Here is a 14,577-nt window from a genome sequence, read left to right on the forward strand (position 1 = left end):
CGGCCACAGTTCTTACGCCGCAAGGCGAGGGAGAAGATGCCTTCTCGCGTTAATCGGAATGCAGGGCATTGATGTAGATCATAAGGTTACGTTGCCGCTTTCATTCGAAGACACCCATGGCCCCGCCCCTTCTTGCAATCCTGCTTGCTGTCGTCGGCCTATGGGTTGGCATGGGGCTGGCGTGGATCAGCCGCTGGCTGCCCCAGAAACGGTTCGTGTTGCAGAGCCGCCGCACGCTTGCCTTCGCCCTGGCCAGTGCTCTCGTCGGTGCGCTCTCCTGCATATGGGCGATGGTAACTGGCCAGTCGGCATCGGCAGCTGTGCTGACAGCAGTATTGGGCTGGCAACTATTGCTGATCGCCGTCGTGGACGCCGAAAACTTCTGGCTTCCGGATATCCTGACGGTGCCCTTGGGCCTGACCGGACTGCTGGCCAGCGTGCTTCTTCCCTATCCGCTGGGAATGGGCTGGGCGTTCGCGCTGATTTCCGGCCTCGCAGGGTTTTCGATCCTGTGGCTGGTCAGCCTCTTTTATCGCAAGATGCGCGGGCACAGCGGACTGGGCGGAGGTGACCCCATCCTGTTCGGCATGGGGGCTGTCTGGGTCGGAGCGTTTGATCTTCTAGCCGTCACCTTGATCGCAGCCGCAACCGCCTTGCTGATGGCACTGGTGCTCAAACTGTTCGGGCGCAAAATCGGTCTGAAGAGCAGACTGCCGTTCGGGACCTATCTGGCCATCGGCTTCGCCGTCTGCTGGCTGATGATCTAGATCGTTCCGAGACTGAGGAAGGCCTGCGCCGCCGCCAGATCGCCGGCCTCGAACGGAACCCGGGCGATAGAATCGTCAAGGAACAGATATTCGATCCAGAACGGCTCGCGCGGGTCCAGTCGCGACAGGCGCTGCAGGATATCGGCAGGGAAGCTCCACGCCTCGCCCTGACGCGAGCCTTCGGGCAATAGAGCGCGATCCGCAGCCGTCTGGCGCGTGGCAAAGATGGTGCGGCGCACCGACTGCGGCGGCATCTGCGCATGCCCGTTCTGCAGATTATGGGGTCGCGCCAGCAAGGCCTCGTCCCGCATCACCAGACGCGCAGCATAGGGGCGCGAGCGCCCTTTGAACGAGACAACAGCCACCGGTTCGACCTGTCCGGGCGAACGCCCCACCAGCCCGAACCTTACCGGCGCGGCTCCGGTCCGGCTTTCCTGCATCAGACGCCAGTTCGCCGCCGTGCCTCCGAAACGGTCCACCCGCCACGACAGGTCATGGCCGCGAAACTCCAGTCGGGCGGCCCGCCCCCAGCGGTCAAAGGCGTGCTCCACGCGCGAGGCAACCGTCTTCAAGCCATCGTCATCGCAGGGTGTGCGGTTTGCCAGCAAGCGGGCTTGGGCAGCCGTCGCATTAACCTGCGCCATCTCCAACCCCGAGCGCAGCAAGACGCCGCGAGTCTGCAATGCCGCCGCGCCCAGAGCCGTCTGCACCGCCGGATTGAACAGGCCACAGCGGCTATCGGCGGCGATGATGAAGGTCCGCTCCCGATAGGTCCGCGCCAGCGCGTCATCGGCCTGCACCGGCCCAGCCGCAGACACCACCGCGCCCAGCGTCAGTCCCGCCACCAGACGTGAGACACGATACGCGAGCGAAGATTTAAGGCTGAGTCTGTTAGCTGGACGGATAGGCGCTATGATCATGGCTTGTCCCTACCCCATCCGGCTTGACCGGAGGTTTGCAATCAAGGTTAGCAATTGCTTCTTTCAACAGATGTCTGGGTCTCTGGCCTTATCCGACGGGCCGAGTTGGAAGGAGCCTTCGCCACCGTAGTGCGCAAGGGCGACGCCCGCGCAGGCGACGTGGTGGTGAAGGCCTATAACACCTCCACCCGCACCGCCCGCCTGTTCAGCCAGTCCGTCGATATGCAGGGGCAGCCCCTGTGGATCCAGCCTGTTGTCAGCGAGAGCGAAGCCGATCTTGACGCCTATCTGGAGCGGCGGCGCGGCTATGACCCCGACTTATGGGTTGTTGAAATCGAAGACCGCCACGGGCGGCATTTCCTGCAGGAAAAGGTCGAGGGCGAAACCAGCGCGGACTAAACATCGCGCCGAACAGGTCCGGATTTGGTGAACGCCGCATTCACCGCTTTCGTGAACCCTCGGGCAAGTCGGGAGCGGTAAGAACGCTCAAGCTCTGAAAGGGCGACCGGAGGCAAAACGCCATGCTGTTCCTGCTTAATGATGTTGTGTTCCAACTCGAGCCACCGTCGCCCGCTCCGCTGAAGGACGAGCGACGCTTCACGCCGCTGGGCCTTGATTCCATTGTGGAACTGGCGTGCGAACTCTTTGCCGAACAGCCTGAACTGCAACGCACCCATCCCGAACGGGCCAGTCGTCTGGCGTGGTTGCTGTCGCGCAAGTCCGAAGGTTTGAACGCCGCCCTGTTCACCGCGCCCGAGCAAGGCTGTGCACCCGAACTGGTAGAGCCGCATTTCTGCATCCTGCCTCTGCCCACGATGGAGCAGTTGCACCGCCGCGCCCAGCAGGGCGAGGCGCTAGCTGCCACCACCGAGCGCGATATCTGGGGATTAGTCGCGGCCTGAATACACGTAGATTAGGCTACGCTTGCTAACATTACAGTGACATGCGAACGATTTCCTTAGACTTAAGGGCTCGTTCTACATGGCTGTTCAAAAAACGTTTTCGCGTAAGCTTGGCAAATTGCTCAAGGGTGCAGCTCTTGCCACACTGATGACTACGGTGGCGTCGCCAGCCCTTGCCGACTGGAAGCGGTACGAAAGCCCCCGCTTCATCATCTACAGTTCCGGACGGGATACCGAAGCCCGCGAAATGCTGGAAGAACTGGAAAAGTTCGACCGCATCATGCGCATGTTCATGGGCTCGGACATTGATGGCGTGCCCTATCGCAAACTGCCCATCTATCTGGTGTCCGGCTCGGGCCTGCGGACGATCATGCCCGACGGCAATGAAAACGTCGCGGGCTTCTACCTGCCGACGGACGAAGACATCTTTGCCGTAGCAACGCGCGGCACCGACAACCACACCCTGAAGCACGAATACGCCCACCACTTCATGATGTCGGATTTCTCCTTTCCATATCCGGGGTGGTTCGTTGAAGGGTTCGCCGAATACTACGCGCCCACCCTGTTCAAGCGGAACGAGACCCAGGTCGGTGTTCCCAATCCAAACCGCGCCATGGCGCTCAGCTATCTGAACTGGATGTCCATGAGCGAGCTTCTGGCCAACCGGCCGCGCCAGACCGCTCGAAACAGGGACAGCTACTATCCGCTGGCATGGCTCCTGACCCACTGGTTCATGGGCGACGAGACGCGTCGGGCCCAGTTGCATACCTATTTGAGCGACGTCGGTTCGGGCGCTGATCCGGTGACCGCCATGGAACGCGCAACCGGACTGTCCCCCGTCGAGCTGCGGCGTACCCTGCGGCGGTATATGAACGGGCGCGTCCCCTATATGGGCGTTCGCACCCAGTTCCCCGAGATCGAGATTTCCGTCCAAGGCCTGCCACCGGCGGCTGACGACCTGCTGCTGTTGGGACAGCAGCTCAAGGTCGCCACCAGCGAAGAAAAGCGCGCCGAGACCCTGAACACCATCCGCCAACGCGCCGCCCGCTATCCTAACGAGCCGCTGGCACTGCTGATCCACGCCCACGCCGAACTGCACAACGGCCGCGATCCGGCCAAGGCGGCGAGTCTGCTGGAGCATTTGCTGACCATTGACGCAAACCACGTCGAGGCTATGCAATATCTGGCGCGGGCCAAGCTCGATCTGGCCGACAAGGCCGCGGAGGAAGACGACCACGACGGGTCACAGCGTCTGCGCCGCGAGGCTCAGACCCTGCTGGGTCGGGCCTACCAACTGGATGATGCCAACTACATCACCATGCTTTTGATGGCGGAAAACCGTCGGGGCGAGCCCAGCTACCCGACGGACAACGACATGCAGATCCTCGACATTGCCTACACACTGGCACCTCAACTGGGATCGAACCGCTATAACTATGCCGCAGCCCTGCTCTCGCGCGGGCGCAATGAAGAAGCGATCAACGTCATCTCTCCGCTGGTCAACAATCCCCACGGCGAGAGCCCTGCGGCCAAAGAACTGCTGTTGCGCGCACAGGGCCGCACCGAGGCCGACGAGGCCGCAGCAGAGGAAGCTCTGCGCCGCAAGGCTGCCGAGGAAGGCGAAGACGAAGGCACCGACGGCAACTCAGGCGAAGGCGACGGAACTTGAGAAGTCTGCGCTTTGCCGCCACCACGGCCCTTCTGCTGAGCGTCGCCACTCCAGCGCTGGCCGAGTGGCACCGGATCGAAGGATCACGCTTTGTCGTGATCGGCGATGACAGCGAGCGGAACACCCGCGCGGCCATTCGCGAACTCGAACGCTTCGATCTGGTGCTACGTCGCTACTTCGGTCTGCCCAGCGAGGGCACAGCGGCCCGCAAGCTGCCGATCTATATGCTGTCGGTCAAAGACCTGCAGGATGTCTATGGCCGGGATGCTCGCGTAGGCGGCTTTTATGTGCGATCGACTGACGACATCTTCGCCACCGCCCCGCGCCGCGGCGAACTGCCGGTAATCAAACACGAATACGCCCACCACTTCCTCGCCAGCGAGCACCGGGGTGCGTTTCCCGCGTGGTTCCACGAAGGATTTGCCCAATATTTCTCGACCGTCGAGTTCATCGGCAACCAGGTCAATATCGGCAAGCCCCCGTGGTGGACCGCTAACGGGCTGGGGAGCGGGTGGATACCGCTGGAACGGCTCCTGACCGAACGTCCGGTTCATGAAAACGGAACTGTCCCGAGCACCTATTACCCGCTGGCCTGGCTGCTGACGCACTGGTTCCTCAAGGACAATGAAGGGCGCGCCAAGCTGGACACCTATCTGACTTTGGTGGCTGCGGGCACACCTTCGGTGGAGGCCATGGAACAGGCGACGGGCCTCAGCCTCGGCGAGCTGCGCACCACTCTGGGCCATTATTCGGAGTCCGCGCTCGGCTTCCGTACGGCCACACTGACGCTCGAAACCGAGTTCAACGCCGCCCAACGCCTGCCCGCCAGTACTGACGCACTGATGGTCGAATACCTTAGTCTGCGCACGAATGTCCGGTCCGCCGACCGCGCGCGCAAACTGAACCGGATCCGCAATCTTGCCGCGCCATTTGGCAATGATCCGTTTGCCCAGCTTGTCCTTGGCTATGCAGAGTTTCGTCTGGCGGAGAACTTTGGTCAGGCTGAAAGCCATTTCGAAGCCGTGCTGGCTCGGGAACCGGCCAATGTCGATGCTTTGATCTGGCTGGGCCGCATCTACATGCATCGGGCCTATGCAGCGAGGGCTGACGAAGACATCGCGGACCTGCGGGCTAAGGCCCAGCGCCGGTTTGCCGCTGCCTATGCCGCCGATCCCGCAAATCCGTTCGTGTTGGTCAATCTGGGTCGCAACCGACGATTCTCGCCGTCCTATCCAAACCAGAACGATCTAGCGACGCTGCAAATGGCCTATGAGATTGCGCCCCAGCATCCCTACACAGGGATCAATCTCGCTGAGGCGCTGATAAAGTTGAATCGTCTGAGCGAGGCTGAGCAGTATCTGATCCCGCTCATCAACGACCCGCACAGGTCCGATGCGCAGGCCGAGGAGCTGCTGCGCCGCATCAGGGCCGCTAGGACGGCCGATTAGGCGCGGGCGTGGTCCAATAGGGCTTTCAGGCCCGAAAGCAGCGATGCGCTTTGCGGCGTTGTCTCGCATCCGGCGTTCAGGATCATGCGCAGGGCGCGAACGTGAACACGGACCGAGTCGCCGTTCCACTGGCCCGAGGTCTGCATCACGTCCAGCAGTTCGCACAGGCTATAGCCCGCATCGTACAGCGGGCCGGTATCGAAGAAGCCCGCCACGTCCAGCATCTTGCTGGCCGTCAGGTAGAAGGCTTCGTCGGGATGATCCGCCCCCACCCCGACGCGCTGTTCCAGTTCGGCAACCGCCGCCTCGACCGAGCGCATGGCATCGACCTTATGGCTCAGCAGTCGTTCCTTGGAGCGGCGCTCGATATCGGCCACGGTCAGACCGCCCGGCTCTGCCATCTTTTTGGAGAGGCTGGAGACGACTTTGACGGCTGTAGCGCCTTCGCCTTTGCCCACGGCCGAACCCGCCGAAATGGTTGTGGTTACGGGCTTGGTCATAGCTGGACCTTCTGCGGTTTGAGCAGGGCGTCGATGTCGGCCTGTTCCATGTTGGCTTCTTTAGCGATGCCGATGTGGGCCGAGAGGTCGCCGGCACGGCGGCCCTTCTCGCCCATGGGCGGGCCGAAGTTACGGACGCGGCGGTCCGGTCCGACATAGGTCGGGCACTCGATAAACTCGCGGCCGTCCATGGCCAGCCACACCACACGCTTTAACAGCACATTGGGTGTAATGGGTTTGACGACCACAAAGCTGACGCCGCAGTCGCGGCCCTCGCGGACCTTGGACTGCGAGGCGTGACCGGTGACCATGATCACCGGCGTATATTTCATGGGTGCAGGGGTCTCGCGACGCAGCCAGCGCGTAAAGGCGTAGGAGTCCATCTCCGGGTCGGCGCAGTCGATGATGATCAAATCGACCGAACGCTCCTGAAGCAGTTTCACGGCTGCCGTCGCCGACGTCAGCTTGATCTGCTCGCGTACGCCAAAGCCCTGAACCACCGAGCCGAGCATATCCAGCGCCTGCTGGTTGTCGTCGATCAGCAGGACCGACGAGTGCTCTAAATTGACCCGATCGTCTTTATTCATCAATCAAACAGCTGCAGCACGCCCGCGTCCGGTGTGTCCGGAGCCGGTGCGCTCGTTGGTGTTTTTCCGCGATGGGCGGCTTCCTGCAGGCGTTCGGCCATTTCCGCCAGAGGCAGGGCTGCCAGGGCCGTGTCCATTTCCTGATCGCGACCCAGCGCCGAGGACAGACCCGACAGTGCCTCAAGACGCTGTACCAGCACATCGAAGGCCTGGACGCGCGCCATATAGGACAGGCGTTGCTGCGGCGGCAGATGGGACATGACTTCGCCCATCAGGTCGCCTGCGGTCTGGACGCCCGAGGCAATGTCCGAGAGCTCTGCCGAGACAGCCAGAAGAAGTCCGCGAGTATCGTGCGCCATATCAAAACAACTCCAAATCGCCTGCGACGACCGGCGGCTGGGTGACCTTGGGCGGCGGCACGGCCGCCACGTCCATCACCGCCCGCTGGCGCGCGCGTCCACTGACCGGCCAATAATGCAGCCTGCGGCCACCAAAGCCACCCAAACTGCCGCCGACAACCGGAATTCCTTCGTCGATCAGAAAGCGCTCGGCAAAGGCCGCATTGGCGGCACCGACGTCGCTGAGGCTGTCGAACATACGGCCACCGCCAAAAAGCTTGGCCTCCAGACGGTCGCGACGGCCACCGGCCTTGAGGACATCGTTGATCAGCACTTCCATCGCATAGGCACCATAGCGGCGGCTGGCTCCGGTGCCGTCCTGATTGCCCTCGGGCAGCAGGAAGTGGTTCATCCCTCCGACACCGGCGACCGGATCGTGCAGGCACAGCGCGACGCAGCTACCCAGCACGGTGGTCAGCACAACGTTCGGGTCGGACGTCACAAAGTGATCGCCCTGCCCGACGTGAACGCGCTTTTCATTCGCCGAATTGTCAGGGCTTGCTGTCACTGAAGAGGACCGAACACCGCTTCCAGCTTTTCTTTGAGCTGTTGGGTGGTGAAGGGTTTAACCAGATAGTTGTTCACGCCGTACTGAACCGCGCGCTGGACCAGTTCGCGGTCGGCACGGCCCGTCAGCATGATGAAAGCGGTCTTGGCGATCGGCGGGTGGGCGCGGATGCCGCGCAGCAGCCCCAGACCGTCAAGGTTGGGCATGTTGAAGTCCGAGATCACCAGATGGACCGGTTTGGTGATGATCGAGCGCAGAGCGGCCTCGCCATCGGGGGCTTCCTCGATTTCGCGCACGCCGATTTGTTGCAGGCTGGTGCGGATCAGGGCGCGCATCGTCAGCTGGTCGTCGACGATGAGAGTGCGGATAGCAGAAGCTGCGGGCATGGGGGGAATAGTCCTTACGCGACAGTCATTTTAGCGCCGTGGGCGGCGCAGGATTCAAGAATAGCGGGGGCCATGCGATTGAGCGGTAGCTGGCGCTCGACTCCACCCAGATCAAACGCTGCTTTGGGCATGCCATAGACGATGCAAGATGCTTCGTCCTGACCAAAAGTGCGCGCGCCGGCGTTTCGCATCGACAGTAGCCCGCGTGCACCATCGCGACCCATTCCGGTCAGGATGACACCCGTCATTGGACGGCTCAGGCGAGCGACCGATTCAAACAGTACATCCACCGACGGGCGGTGACCGTTTACCGGATCGGACTCGATCAGGCGGCAGCGTCCGGCGGTGACCGTCAGGTGATAGGCACCACCGGGTGCCACATAGACGTGGCCCGGTTTGAGGATGGCACCATCCACCGCCTCGGAGACATTGGCCGCCGACATCTTGTCCAGCCGCGCCGAGAAGCTGCGGGTGAAGGTGGCGGGCATATGCTGGGTGATAACGGTCGCGGGACAGTTCTCGGGGAAGGCCGAGATGATGGTCAGGAGCGCCTCGACCCCACCGGTCGAAGAACCAATGGCCAGAATATGGTTGGGATCGACCTGATAGCCGCCCTGATGGGCATGGACAGCGCGCGGCTCCAGCGGGCGAACGCGGGCACGCGCCGCCGACTTCACCTTATCGGCCAGATCGGCGAAGGCTTCGCTGGCGGGCATGCCGACGGCGGGCTTGGCCACAGCATCGACCGCACCGATCTCCAGCGCTGCCAGCGTCACATCCGTACCTGCCTGCGTCAGGGTCGAGACCATGACGACCGGCATCGGTCGCAACCGCATGATTTTCTCGAGGAACTCCAGCCCGTTCATATTGGGCATTTCGACGTCCAGCGTAATGACGTCGGGGTTCAGTTCCTTGATCTTGCTGCGCGCATCCAGCGGGTCTTCGGCCGTGCCTACGACATCGATCTCCGGATCGCGGCGCAGGACAGCCGAAATCAGGCTGCGCATGGTTGCGCTATCGTCTACGACGAGAACCCGGACGCGGCTCATGCTGCCCCCCGAAGATAGGTCGTCAGGCCACAGGTCTGGAACAGCGGTGCTGCCGGACCCGAAACGCGTTCGGAGTGGCCGATGTAGAGCGCGCCGCCTGGTTTCAGAATCGGAGCGAAACGGCTCCAGATCATTTCCTGCGTCGCGTCGTCGAAATAGATCACCACATTACGGCAGAAGATCACGTCGAAGGTGCCCTTCATCGGCCAGTTGCCGATGAGGTTCAGCTCCTTGAACACCACCAACCGGCGCAGAGTATCGTCGGCTTGCGAATAGCCGGGGCGGTCCGCCAGCGGATGGAAGTGGCGGCGTCCCGATGCCGGAACCGGCGTCAGGAGTTCGTCAGAATAGATACCGGCGCGACCGTCCCCGACCATGTTCGGGTCGATGTCGGTGGCAAGGATACGTACATCCAGATCCAGCGCTTCCGGCAGCTTTTCCAGCACCGTCAGGGCCATGGAATAGGGCTCCTGACCGTTGGAGCAAGCCGCCGACCACAAGCGCACACGGCCACCGGCGCGGGCGCGTGCGGCCAGTTCCGGCATCACGACATCACGCAGGTGATCGAAGTGGTGCGGTTCGCGATAGAAACGGGTGACGTTGGTCGTGAGCGCCGCCGTCATCGCCTGACGTTCCTCGGCCCCTTCGGCGGACTCAACCAGAGCCACATATTCCCCGAAGTTGCGCAGACCCAGCAAACGCAAACGCTTGGCCAGACGCGAATAGACGAGCGCCGCCTTGCCCTCGTGCAGGGCAATACCGGCGTGCGCATGAAGAGCGCTGGCAATGTGACGGAAGTCCTTCTGGGTGAAGGGGAACTCCCCCTCAACCAGCGTCTCCCGTCCGGCGGTCATGGTCATGCGGCTTCGGCCTCGGCCTCTGCCGGCAGGACGTGCTCGAGGTCGATCAGGCTGATCATACGGCCACCTTCGACGGCGAAGATGCCCTTCACGAAGGCCTTCACGCTTTCCGAAGCGACATCCGGCGTGGGTTGGATCGAGGCGTCGGTCAGCTGGACGATGTCCGATACGGCATCGACCAGCAGGCCAACGAGGCGCGAGCCGACGTGGGCCACCATGATGACGTGACGTTCGGTCGGCTCACCCGTTTGCAGGCCAAAGCGGGCACCGAGATCGATGATTGGGAGCACGGTGCCTCGCAGATTGATGACGCCCTTCATATAGGCAGGCGAGCGTGGCAGCGGCGTAGCCGGAGTCCAGCCGCGGATTTCGCGGACGCTCATGATGTCGACGCAAAACTCTTGCTCGCCGATGCGGAAGGCAATCAGCTCGCGATCGGTACCGGCGACGTTAGGGGTGACTTGGGTCATGGGTTAGCTCGCCATTTTGAGATCGGATCGGGTGGAGTTACGTCGACGGCCGGTCGTCACCAGAGCGTCGATATCAAGGATCAGGGCTACGCGGCCGTCGCCCAGAATGGTTGCAGCCGCCACGCCTTCGACGTGGCGATAGTTGGTCTCAAGTGACTTGATAACGACCTGACGTTGGCCATGGATGGCATCGACCAGAAGGCCCGCACGCTGGCCCGCTTCGGTCTCGACAATCATGACCACGCCGCCGCGCAGTTCGGTCGGCACATCGCGGAAGCCCATGGAACGGGCCACGTCGATCAGGGGCACGAACTCGTCGCGGAACATCAGCACCGGATCGACACCGCCGACCAAGTGGATATCCTCGGGCTTGGGCGTCAGGCTTTCGACAATGGCCGCCAGCGGCGCGACCAGCGTCTGGTCTGCGGCACCGACCACCATGCCGTCCAGAACGGCCAGCGTCAGCGGCAAGGACATGGAGAAGGTCGACCCCTTGCCCGGATTGGACGAGATCGAGATGCGACCGCCCAGCGACTGGATGGAGCGGCGAACCACATCCATGCCCACGCCTCGCCCCGAGACGTCCGTGATCTCCTTGGCCGTCGAGAAGCCCGGCAGGAAAATCAGGTTATCGACCTCATCGTCGGTCAGCACCTGTTCCGGCGTGATCAGGCCACGCTCTTCGGCGATGGCGCGGACGCGCTGGCGGTTGATACCTTTACCGTCGTCGGAGATTTCAATGACGATGCGGCCCGAACGGTGCAGCGCGGCCAGTTTGACCGTGCCCTCGGCGGGCTTGCCAGCCGCTTCGCGCTCTTGCGGCGTTTCAAGACCGTGGTCGATGGCATTGCGCAGCATGTGGGTGATCGGCTCGGCCAGACGTTCCACCACGGTCTTGTCGACCTCGGTATCCTCACCGGCGGTGATCAGCTTGACGCGCTTGCCCGTCATGTCGGCGACTTCGCGGACCAGACGCGGCATGCGCTGGAACACCGACTTCACCGGCTGGGCACGGATAGCCATCACGCTGTCCTGAATCTCGCGCGTCAGCAGCTCGAGGTCTTCGAGGCCAAGCGAGATATCGGAGGAGCGCGCCAAACCGCTTTCATAGACGCGCTGCGCCAGCATGGCCTGCTGGATCACCAGTTCGCCGACAGCATTGATGAGGCGGTCAACACGCTCCAGATCGACGCGGATGGTCACAGGAGCCTGCGTTGCCGCGCCCTGACTAGCGGCCGCTGCCGGAGGCGTGCGGGCGGCTACCGGCGCGGCCTGGGGCTGGGGGGCGGGGCTGACGACCTCGAGCGGAGGGGCCTCACCGTTCAGGCGGGCAGCCGTATCGGCCTGAGCCAGCGCCACCAGAGCGGCGATGTCGACCTCGCCCGCCGAAGCATCGGCAGCAGGCAGCTCCAGCGGATCAGCAAGGTCCGACACGCCAAGTTCGGGCAGACCAATATCAGGCAGGCCGAGATCCGGAAGGACTTCTGCCGCGCCCGACATGATCGGGGTGATGTTGAGGTCGCAATCGGTCTCGACGAAATCGAAGACGTCGCGCACGTCGATCTCGGGCACGGCGGCATCCAGCGTCATGGTCCACACCAGATGCGAGTCGTTCGGCTCCAGCGCATCCAGTAGAGGCACGCCGCTGTCGTCCATCTCGACCGTCACGGGACCAAGACGGCCCAGTTCGCGGATCAGCAGACCGGTCTCATTGGCATTGGCGTAAAGACGCGGGTGCGGCCGGAATACGATCTTCCAGCCCGTCTGCTCCTGCTTGGCCGGCGCATAAGGTGCAGTGAAAGCCAGCGGCGGCAGATCCAGAGGCGGCAGCTCGCCCCCGCCTAGATCGTCCAGAGCCAGTGTCAGCGGGGTAAAGCCGAAGTCATCCTCGCCTGCCGAAGCCGTATCTGCGCCCGGTGCTGCCGATACCGGCGCGCCGTGGGTCAGGGTTTCCAGTTCGGCGATCAGGGCCTGCGAACGCTCTGCGTCGACAGCCGGTCCTGCACCGCGCGCGGCGCTGACGTGATCGTTCAGTACGTCCGAGGCGCGCAGCAAGGTGCGCACGGTGATGTCGTCAACCGGCTTACGACCGGAGCGCAGTTCGTCCATCAAGGTCTCGAATACGTGCGCAAAACGCACGAGGTCTTCCAGACCGAAGGCCCCTGCTCCGCCCTTTACCGAGTGAACGGCACGGAAGCAGGCGTTGATCGTCTCAATGTCGGTGTCACCCGATTCCAACGCCAGCAGGTTGGTTTCAAGGTCGCCAAGCAGTTCTTCGCATTCCTGGAAGAAGGTAACTTTGATGGCTTCGAACGGATCGTCACTCATGACTGGGGGGTGCCTTTGGATCTGCTCGGTTAAGCGGCAACGCGGCGGACGGCGTCCACCAGACGTACGGGGTCGAAGGGCTTGACGATCCAGCCGGTCGCGCCGGCGTCGCGCGCGCGCTGTTTCTTCGCCGCATCGCTTTCGGTGGTCAGCACCAGAACCGGCACGCAGCTGTAGTCGGGGTTGGATCGCATGCCTTCGATGAAGCCGAAGCCGTCCATACGGGGCATGTTGATGTCCGTGATGACGATGTCCGGGCGTTCCTGATGCAGGACCTCAAGACCATGGACGCCGTCCACGGCTTGAACCACGCGATAGCCTGCGTCCTGCAAAGCCAACAGCAGCATGTCGCGCATGGTGCGCGAGTCATCCACGGTCAGAACGGTTTTAGTCATTAGGCGGCGTCCTGCGCTAGCTCGAGGGGGGAAGAGCCAAAGCTGAGCCATTGCTCGTTCATGGCGTTGGAAACATTGATGAAGGTCAAAGACTTGCCGTCAGCTTGCCAGGTTTTGATGGCCGACAGCAGCAGTTGCACTCCCAAGCCGCCGACGCGCTCGACCGACGAGGCGTCAAGCGCAACGGGATGGCCCCGTTGCGCCATCAGATCGGCCTTCAGTTGCTCAACTGTCCGCAGGTCTATGACTGCGGGCAGGCTAACGATTGCGCTATCGCCGGGGGTCGGGCTCATTAGAATTCCTCCCAGCCGTCATCGGTCGGCTGTGATTTCAAGGCGGCACCACCGATGCCCGTTGTGCGCAGGGCAGCAACGGTTTCAGCGACGGTGCGGGTAGGCTTTGCCTCTGCGGCTGGCTCGTTGGCTGCACGCAGGGGGCGTGCAGGCTTGGCAACAGGTGCCGGTGCAGGGGCGGCGGGCTTGGCGGCAACCGGTGCCGGTTGCGGGGCCGTTTGGGGGGCCGGCTTCGGAGCGGGACGGACCGCGGCCGCAGGGGCGAGTGGCGCGATATTGGCTTTGGCAGCGGCCGGAGCCGGACGCGGTGCTACAGGGGCCGCAGGACGCACGGCCGGCTGAACCACATGGGCTTGAGCCGGTGCCTTGGCACGCGTCGCCAGTTTCTGGGACACGACGAAGCGCGAAACCGACTTGGCCAGTTCTTCGGCTTCGGTGGCCAGCGCGTGGCAGGCGGCAGTCGATTCCTCGACCATGGCTGCGTTTTGCTGGGTGACCTGATCCATCTGGTTCACAGCGGTGTTGACCTGAGCCAGACCGGTCGATTGTTCCTGTGCGGAAGCGGCGATTTCGTTCACGAGAGCGTCGATCTGGGCCACGCGCTGGACGATACGACCCAGTGCGTCGCCGGTTTGACCGACCAGATCCACGCCCTTGCTGACCTGCTGGCCCGAAGCCGAGATCAGGGTTTTGATCTCCTTGGCCGCAGCGGCCGAGCGTTGTGCGAGCGCGCGAACTTCCGAGGCGACCACGGCGAACCCGCGGCCGGCATCACCCGCGCGGGCAGCTTCCACGCCGGCATTCAGCGCCAGAAGGTTGGTCTGGAAGGCGATTTCATCGATCACGCCGATGATGGCACTGATCTGGTTGGACGAAGACTCGATCGCCGTCATGGCCTGAACGGCATTGTTCATGACCACGCCGCTGTGTTCGGCATCGCTGCGGGCACCCAGCACCACACTGGCAGCTTCCTTGGCACCGTCGGCGGTACGGCTGACGGTGACCGTGATCTGGTCCAGAGCGGCGGCGGTCTCTTCCAGCGTCGCGGCCTGTTGTTCGGTACGGTGCGACAGGTCGTTGGAGGCGGCGCTGATTTC

Annotated in this window: 18 protein-coding genes; 5 read left to right on the plus strand and 13 right to left on the minus strand. The window is 63.0% G+C overall.

The features are described 5' to 3' along the window. The first annotated feature begins 116 nt into the window (after positions 1–116). Complete coding sequence (locus OB03_RS03255) at positions 117–767, plus strand: prepilin peptidase (protein ID WP_242915097.1); 651 nt, start codon at positions 117–119, stop codon at positions 765–767. On the opposite strand, the gene OB03_RS03260 is transcribed toward OB03_RS03255, so the two are convergent. Further along, a complete protein-coding gene (locus tag OB03_RS03260) occupies positions 764–1,612 on the minus strand; it encodes a hypothetical protein (protein WP_461343217.1) in 849 nt (282 codons plus the stop codon). The genes OB03_RS03255 and OB03_RS03260 overlap by 4 nt on opposite strands. A 129-nt stretch (positions 1,613–1,741) precedes the next feature. On the opposite strand from OB03_RS03260, the gene OB03_RS03265 reads away from it, so the two are divergent. The 4 genes from OB03_RS03265 to OB03_RS03280 all read left to right on the plus strand — a co-directional run bounded on the left by OB03_RS03265 (position 1,742) and on the right by OB03_RS03280 (position 5,706). Further along, complete coding sequence (locus OB03_RS03265) at positions 1,742–2,086, plus strand: DUF1491 family protein (protein ID WP_242915093.1); 345 nt, start codon at positions 1,742–1,744, stop codon at positions 2,084–2,086. A gap of 122 nt (positions 2,087–2,208) precedes the next feature. Continuing rightward, a complete protein-coding gene (locus OB03_RS03270) occupies positions 2,209–2,589 on the plus strand; it encodes a hypothetical protein (protein ID WP_242915091.1) in 381 nt (126 codons plus the stop codon). Between the two features lie 79 nt (positions 2,590–2,668). Further along, positions 2,669–4,258 carry a hypothetical protein gene (locus tag OB03_RS03275; RefSeq protein WP_461343218.1) on the plus strand — a complete coding sequence of 530 codons (1,590 nt, stop codon included), beginning with the start codon at positions 2,669–2,671 and terminating at the stop codon, positions 4,256–4,258. After that, complete coding sequence (locus OB03_RS03280; protein ID WP_461343219.1) at positions 4,255–5,706, plus strand: hypothetical protein; 1,452 nt, start codon at positions 4,255–4,257, stop codon at positions 5,704–5,706. The genes OB03_RS03275 and OB03_RS03280 overlap by 4 nt, the downstream gene beginning before the upstream one ends. Here OB03_RS03280 and OB03_RS03285 read toward each other — a convergent pair. The 12 genes from OB03_RS03285 to OB03_RS03340 form a co-directional block, all read right to left on the minus strand. Further along, positions 5,703–6,206 carry a chemotaxis protein CheE gene (locus OB03_RS03285; RefSeq protein WP_461343220.1) on the minus strand — a complete coding sequence of 168 codons (504 nt, stop codon included), beginning with the start codon at positions 6,204–6,206 and terminating at the stop codon, positions 5,703–5,705. The two genes, OB03_RS03280 and OB03_RS03285, sit on opposite strands and share 4 nt — an antisense overlap. Beyond that, positions 6,203–6,793 (minus strand): response regulator, encoded by a 591-nt coding sequence (locus OB03_RS03290; RefSeq protein WP_461343221.1) that lies wholly within the window; start codon positions 6,791–6,793, stop codon positions 6,203–6,205. The genes OB03_RS03285 and OB03_RS03290 overlap by 4 nt, the downstream gene beginning before the upstream one ends. Continuing rightward, complete coding sequence (locus OB03_RS03295; RefSeq protein WP_242915083.1) at positions 6,793–7,152, minus strand: hypothetical protein; 360 nt, start codon at positions 7,150–7,152, stop codon at positions 6,793–6,795. The genes OB03_RS03290 and OB03_RS03295 overlap by 1 nt, the downstream gene beginning before the upstream one ends. 1 nt (position 7,153) lies before the next feature. Continuing rightward, positions 7,154–7,699 carry a chemotaxis protein CheD gene (locus tag OB03_RS03300; protein WP_242915082.1) on the minus strand — a complete coding sequence of 182 codons (546 nt, stop codon included), beginning with the start codon at positions 7,697–7,699 and terminating at the stop codon, positions 7,154–7,156. Further along, on the minus strand, positions 7,696–8,085 hold the full coding sequence (locus tag OB03_RS03305) for a response regulator (RefSeq protein WP_242915080.1): 390 nt from the start codon (positions 8,083–8,085) through the stop codon (positions 7,696–7,698). Before OB03_RS03305 ends, OB03_RS03300 begins: the two co-directional genes overlap by 4 nt. A 14-nt stretch (positions 8,086–8,099) precedes the next feature. Further along, complete coding sequence (locus tag OB03_RS03310; RefSeq protein ID WP_461343222.1) at positions 8,100–9,134, minus strand: protein-glutamate methylesterase/protein-glutamine glutaminase; 1,035 nt, start codon at positions 9,132–9,134, stop codon at positions 8,100–8,102. Next, a complete protein-coding gene (locus OB03_RS03315) occupies positions 9,131–9,994 on the minus strand; it encodes a CheR family methyltransferase (protein ID WP_242915077.1) in 864 nt (287 codons plus the stop codon). The genes OB03_RS03310 and OB03_RS03315 overlap by 4 nt, the downstream gene beginning before the upstream one ends. After that, the gene (locus tag OB03_RS03320) at positions 9,991–10,464 is read right to left on the minus strand and encodes a chemotaxis protein CheW (RefSeq protein ID WP_242915075.1); all 474 of its coding nucleotides are present in this window, start codon (positions 10,462–10,464) and stop codon (positions 9,991–9,993) included. Before OB03_RS03320 ends, OB03_RS03315 begins: the two co-directional genes overlap by 4 nt. 3 nt (positions 10,465–10,467) lie before the next feature. Then, complete coding sequence (locus tag OB03_RS03325) at positions 10,468–12,792, minus strand: chemotaxis protein CheA (RefSeq protein WP_461343223.1); 2,325 nt, start codon at positions 12,790–12,792, stop codon at positions 10,468–10,470. A 29-nt stretch (positions 12,793–12,821) separates the two neighbouring features. Beyond that, positions 12,822–13,187 (minus strand): response regulator, encoded by a 366-nt coding sequence (locus tag OB03_RS03330; RefSeq protein WP_242915071.1) that lies wholly within the window; start codon positions 13,185–13,187, stop codon positions 12,822–12,824. After that, entirely contained in the window at positions 13,187–13,480 is a 294-nt protein-coding gene (locus tag OB03_RS03335; protein WP_242915069.1) for an STAS domain-containing protein, read from the minus strand. The genes OB03_RS03330 and OB03_RS03335 overlap by 1 nt, the downstream gene beginning before the upstream one ends. Then, on the minus strand, positions 13,480–14,577 hold a 1,098-nt coding region (locus OB03_RS03340; RefSeq protein ID WP_461343224.1), incomplete at its 5' end, for a methyl-accepting chemotaxis protein. The genes OB03_RS03340 and OB03_RS03335, both read right to left, overlap by 1 nt.

The sequence above is a fragment of the Brevundimonas sp. GN22 genome, from assembly GCF_054824005.1.

Bases quoted from the DNA above. Each gene is read 5' to 3' on its own strand.
- OB03_RS03255 (WP_242915097.1), top strand. From the start codon at position 117: ATGGCCCCGCCCCTTCTTGCAATCCTGCTTGCTGTCGTCGGCCTATGG.
- OB03_RS03270 (WP_242915091.1), top strand. From the start codon at position 2,209: ATGCTGTTCCTGCTTAATGATGTTGTGTTCCAACTCGAGCCACCGTCG.
- OB03_RS03275 (WP_461343218.1), top strand. From the start codon at position 2,669: ATGGCTGTTCAAAAAACGTTTTCGCGTAAGCTTGGCAAATTGCTCAAG.
- OB03_RS03285 (WP_461343220.1), bottom strand. From the start codon at position 6,206: ATGACCAAGCCCGTAACCACAACCATTTCGGCGGGTTCGGCCGTGGGC.
- OB03_RS03290 (WP_461343221.1), bottom strand. From the start codon at position 6,793: ATGAATAAAGACGATCGGGTCAATTTAGAGCACTCGTCGGTCCTGCTG.
- OB03_RS03295 (WP_242915083.1), bottom strand. From the start codon at position 7,152: ATGGCGCACGATACTCGCGGACTTCTTCTGGCTGTCTCGGCAGAGCTC.
- OB03_RS03305 (WP_242915080.1), bottom strand. From the start codon at position 8,085: ATGCCCGCAGCTTCTGCTATCCGCACTCTCATCGTCGACGACCAGCTG.
- OB03_RS03310 (WP_461343222.1), bottom strand. From the start codon at position 9,134: ATGAGCCGCGTCCGGGTTCTCGTCGTAGACGATAGCGCAACCATGCGC.
- OB03_RS03315 (WP_242915077.1), bottom strand. From the start codon at position 9,994: ATGACCATGACCGCCGGACGGGAGACGCTGGTTGAGGGGGAGTTCCCC.
- OB03_RS03320 (WP_242915075.1), bottom strand. From the start codon at position 10,464: ATGACCCAAGTCACCCCTAACGTCGCCGGTACCGATCGCGAGCTGATT.
- OB03_RS03325 (WP_461343223.1), bottom strand. From the start codon at position 12,792: ATGAGTGACGATCCGTTCGAAGCCATCAAAGTTACCTTCTTCCAGGAA.
- OB03_RS03330 (WP_242915071.1), bottom strand. From the start codon at position 13,187: ATGACTAAAACCGTTCTGACCGTGGATGACTCGCGCACCATGCGCGAC.
- OB03_RS03335 (WP_242915069.1), bottom strand. From the start codon at position 13,480: ATGAGCCCGACCCCCGGCGATAGCGCAATCGTTAGCCTGCCCGCAGTC.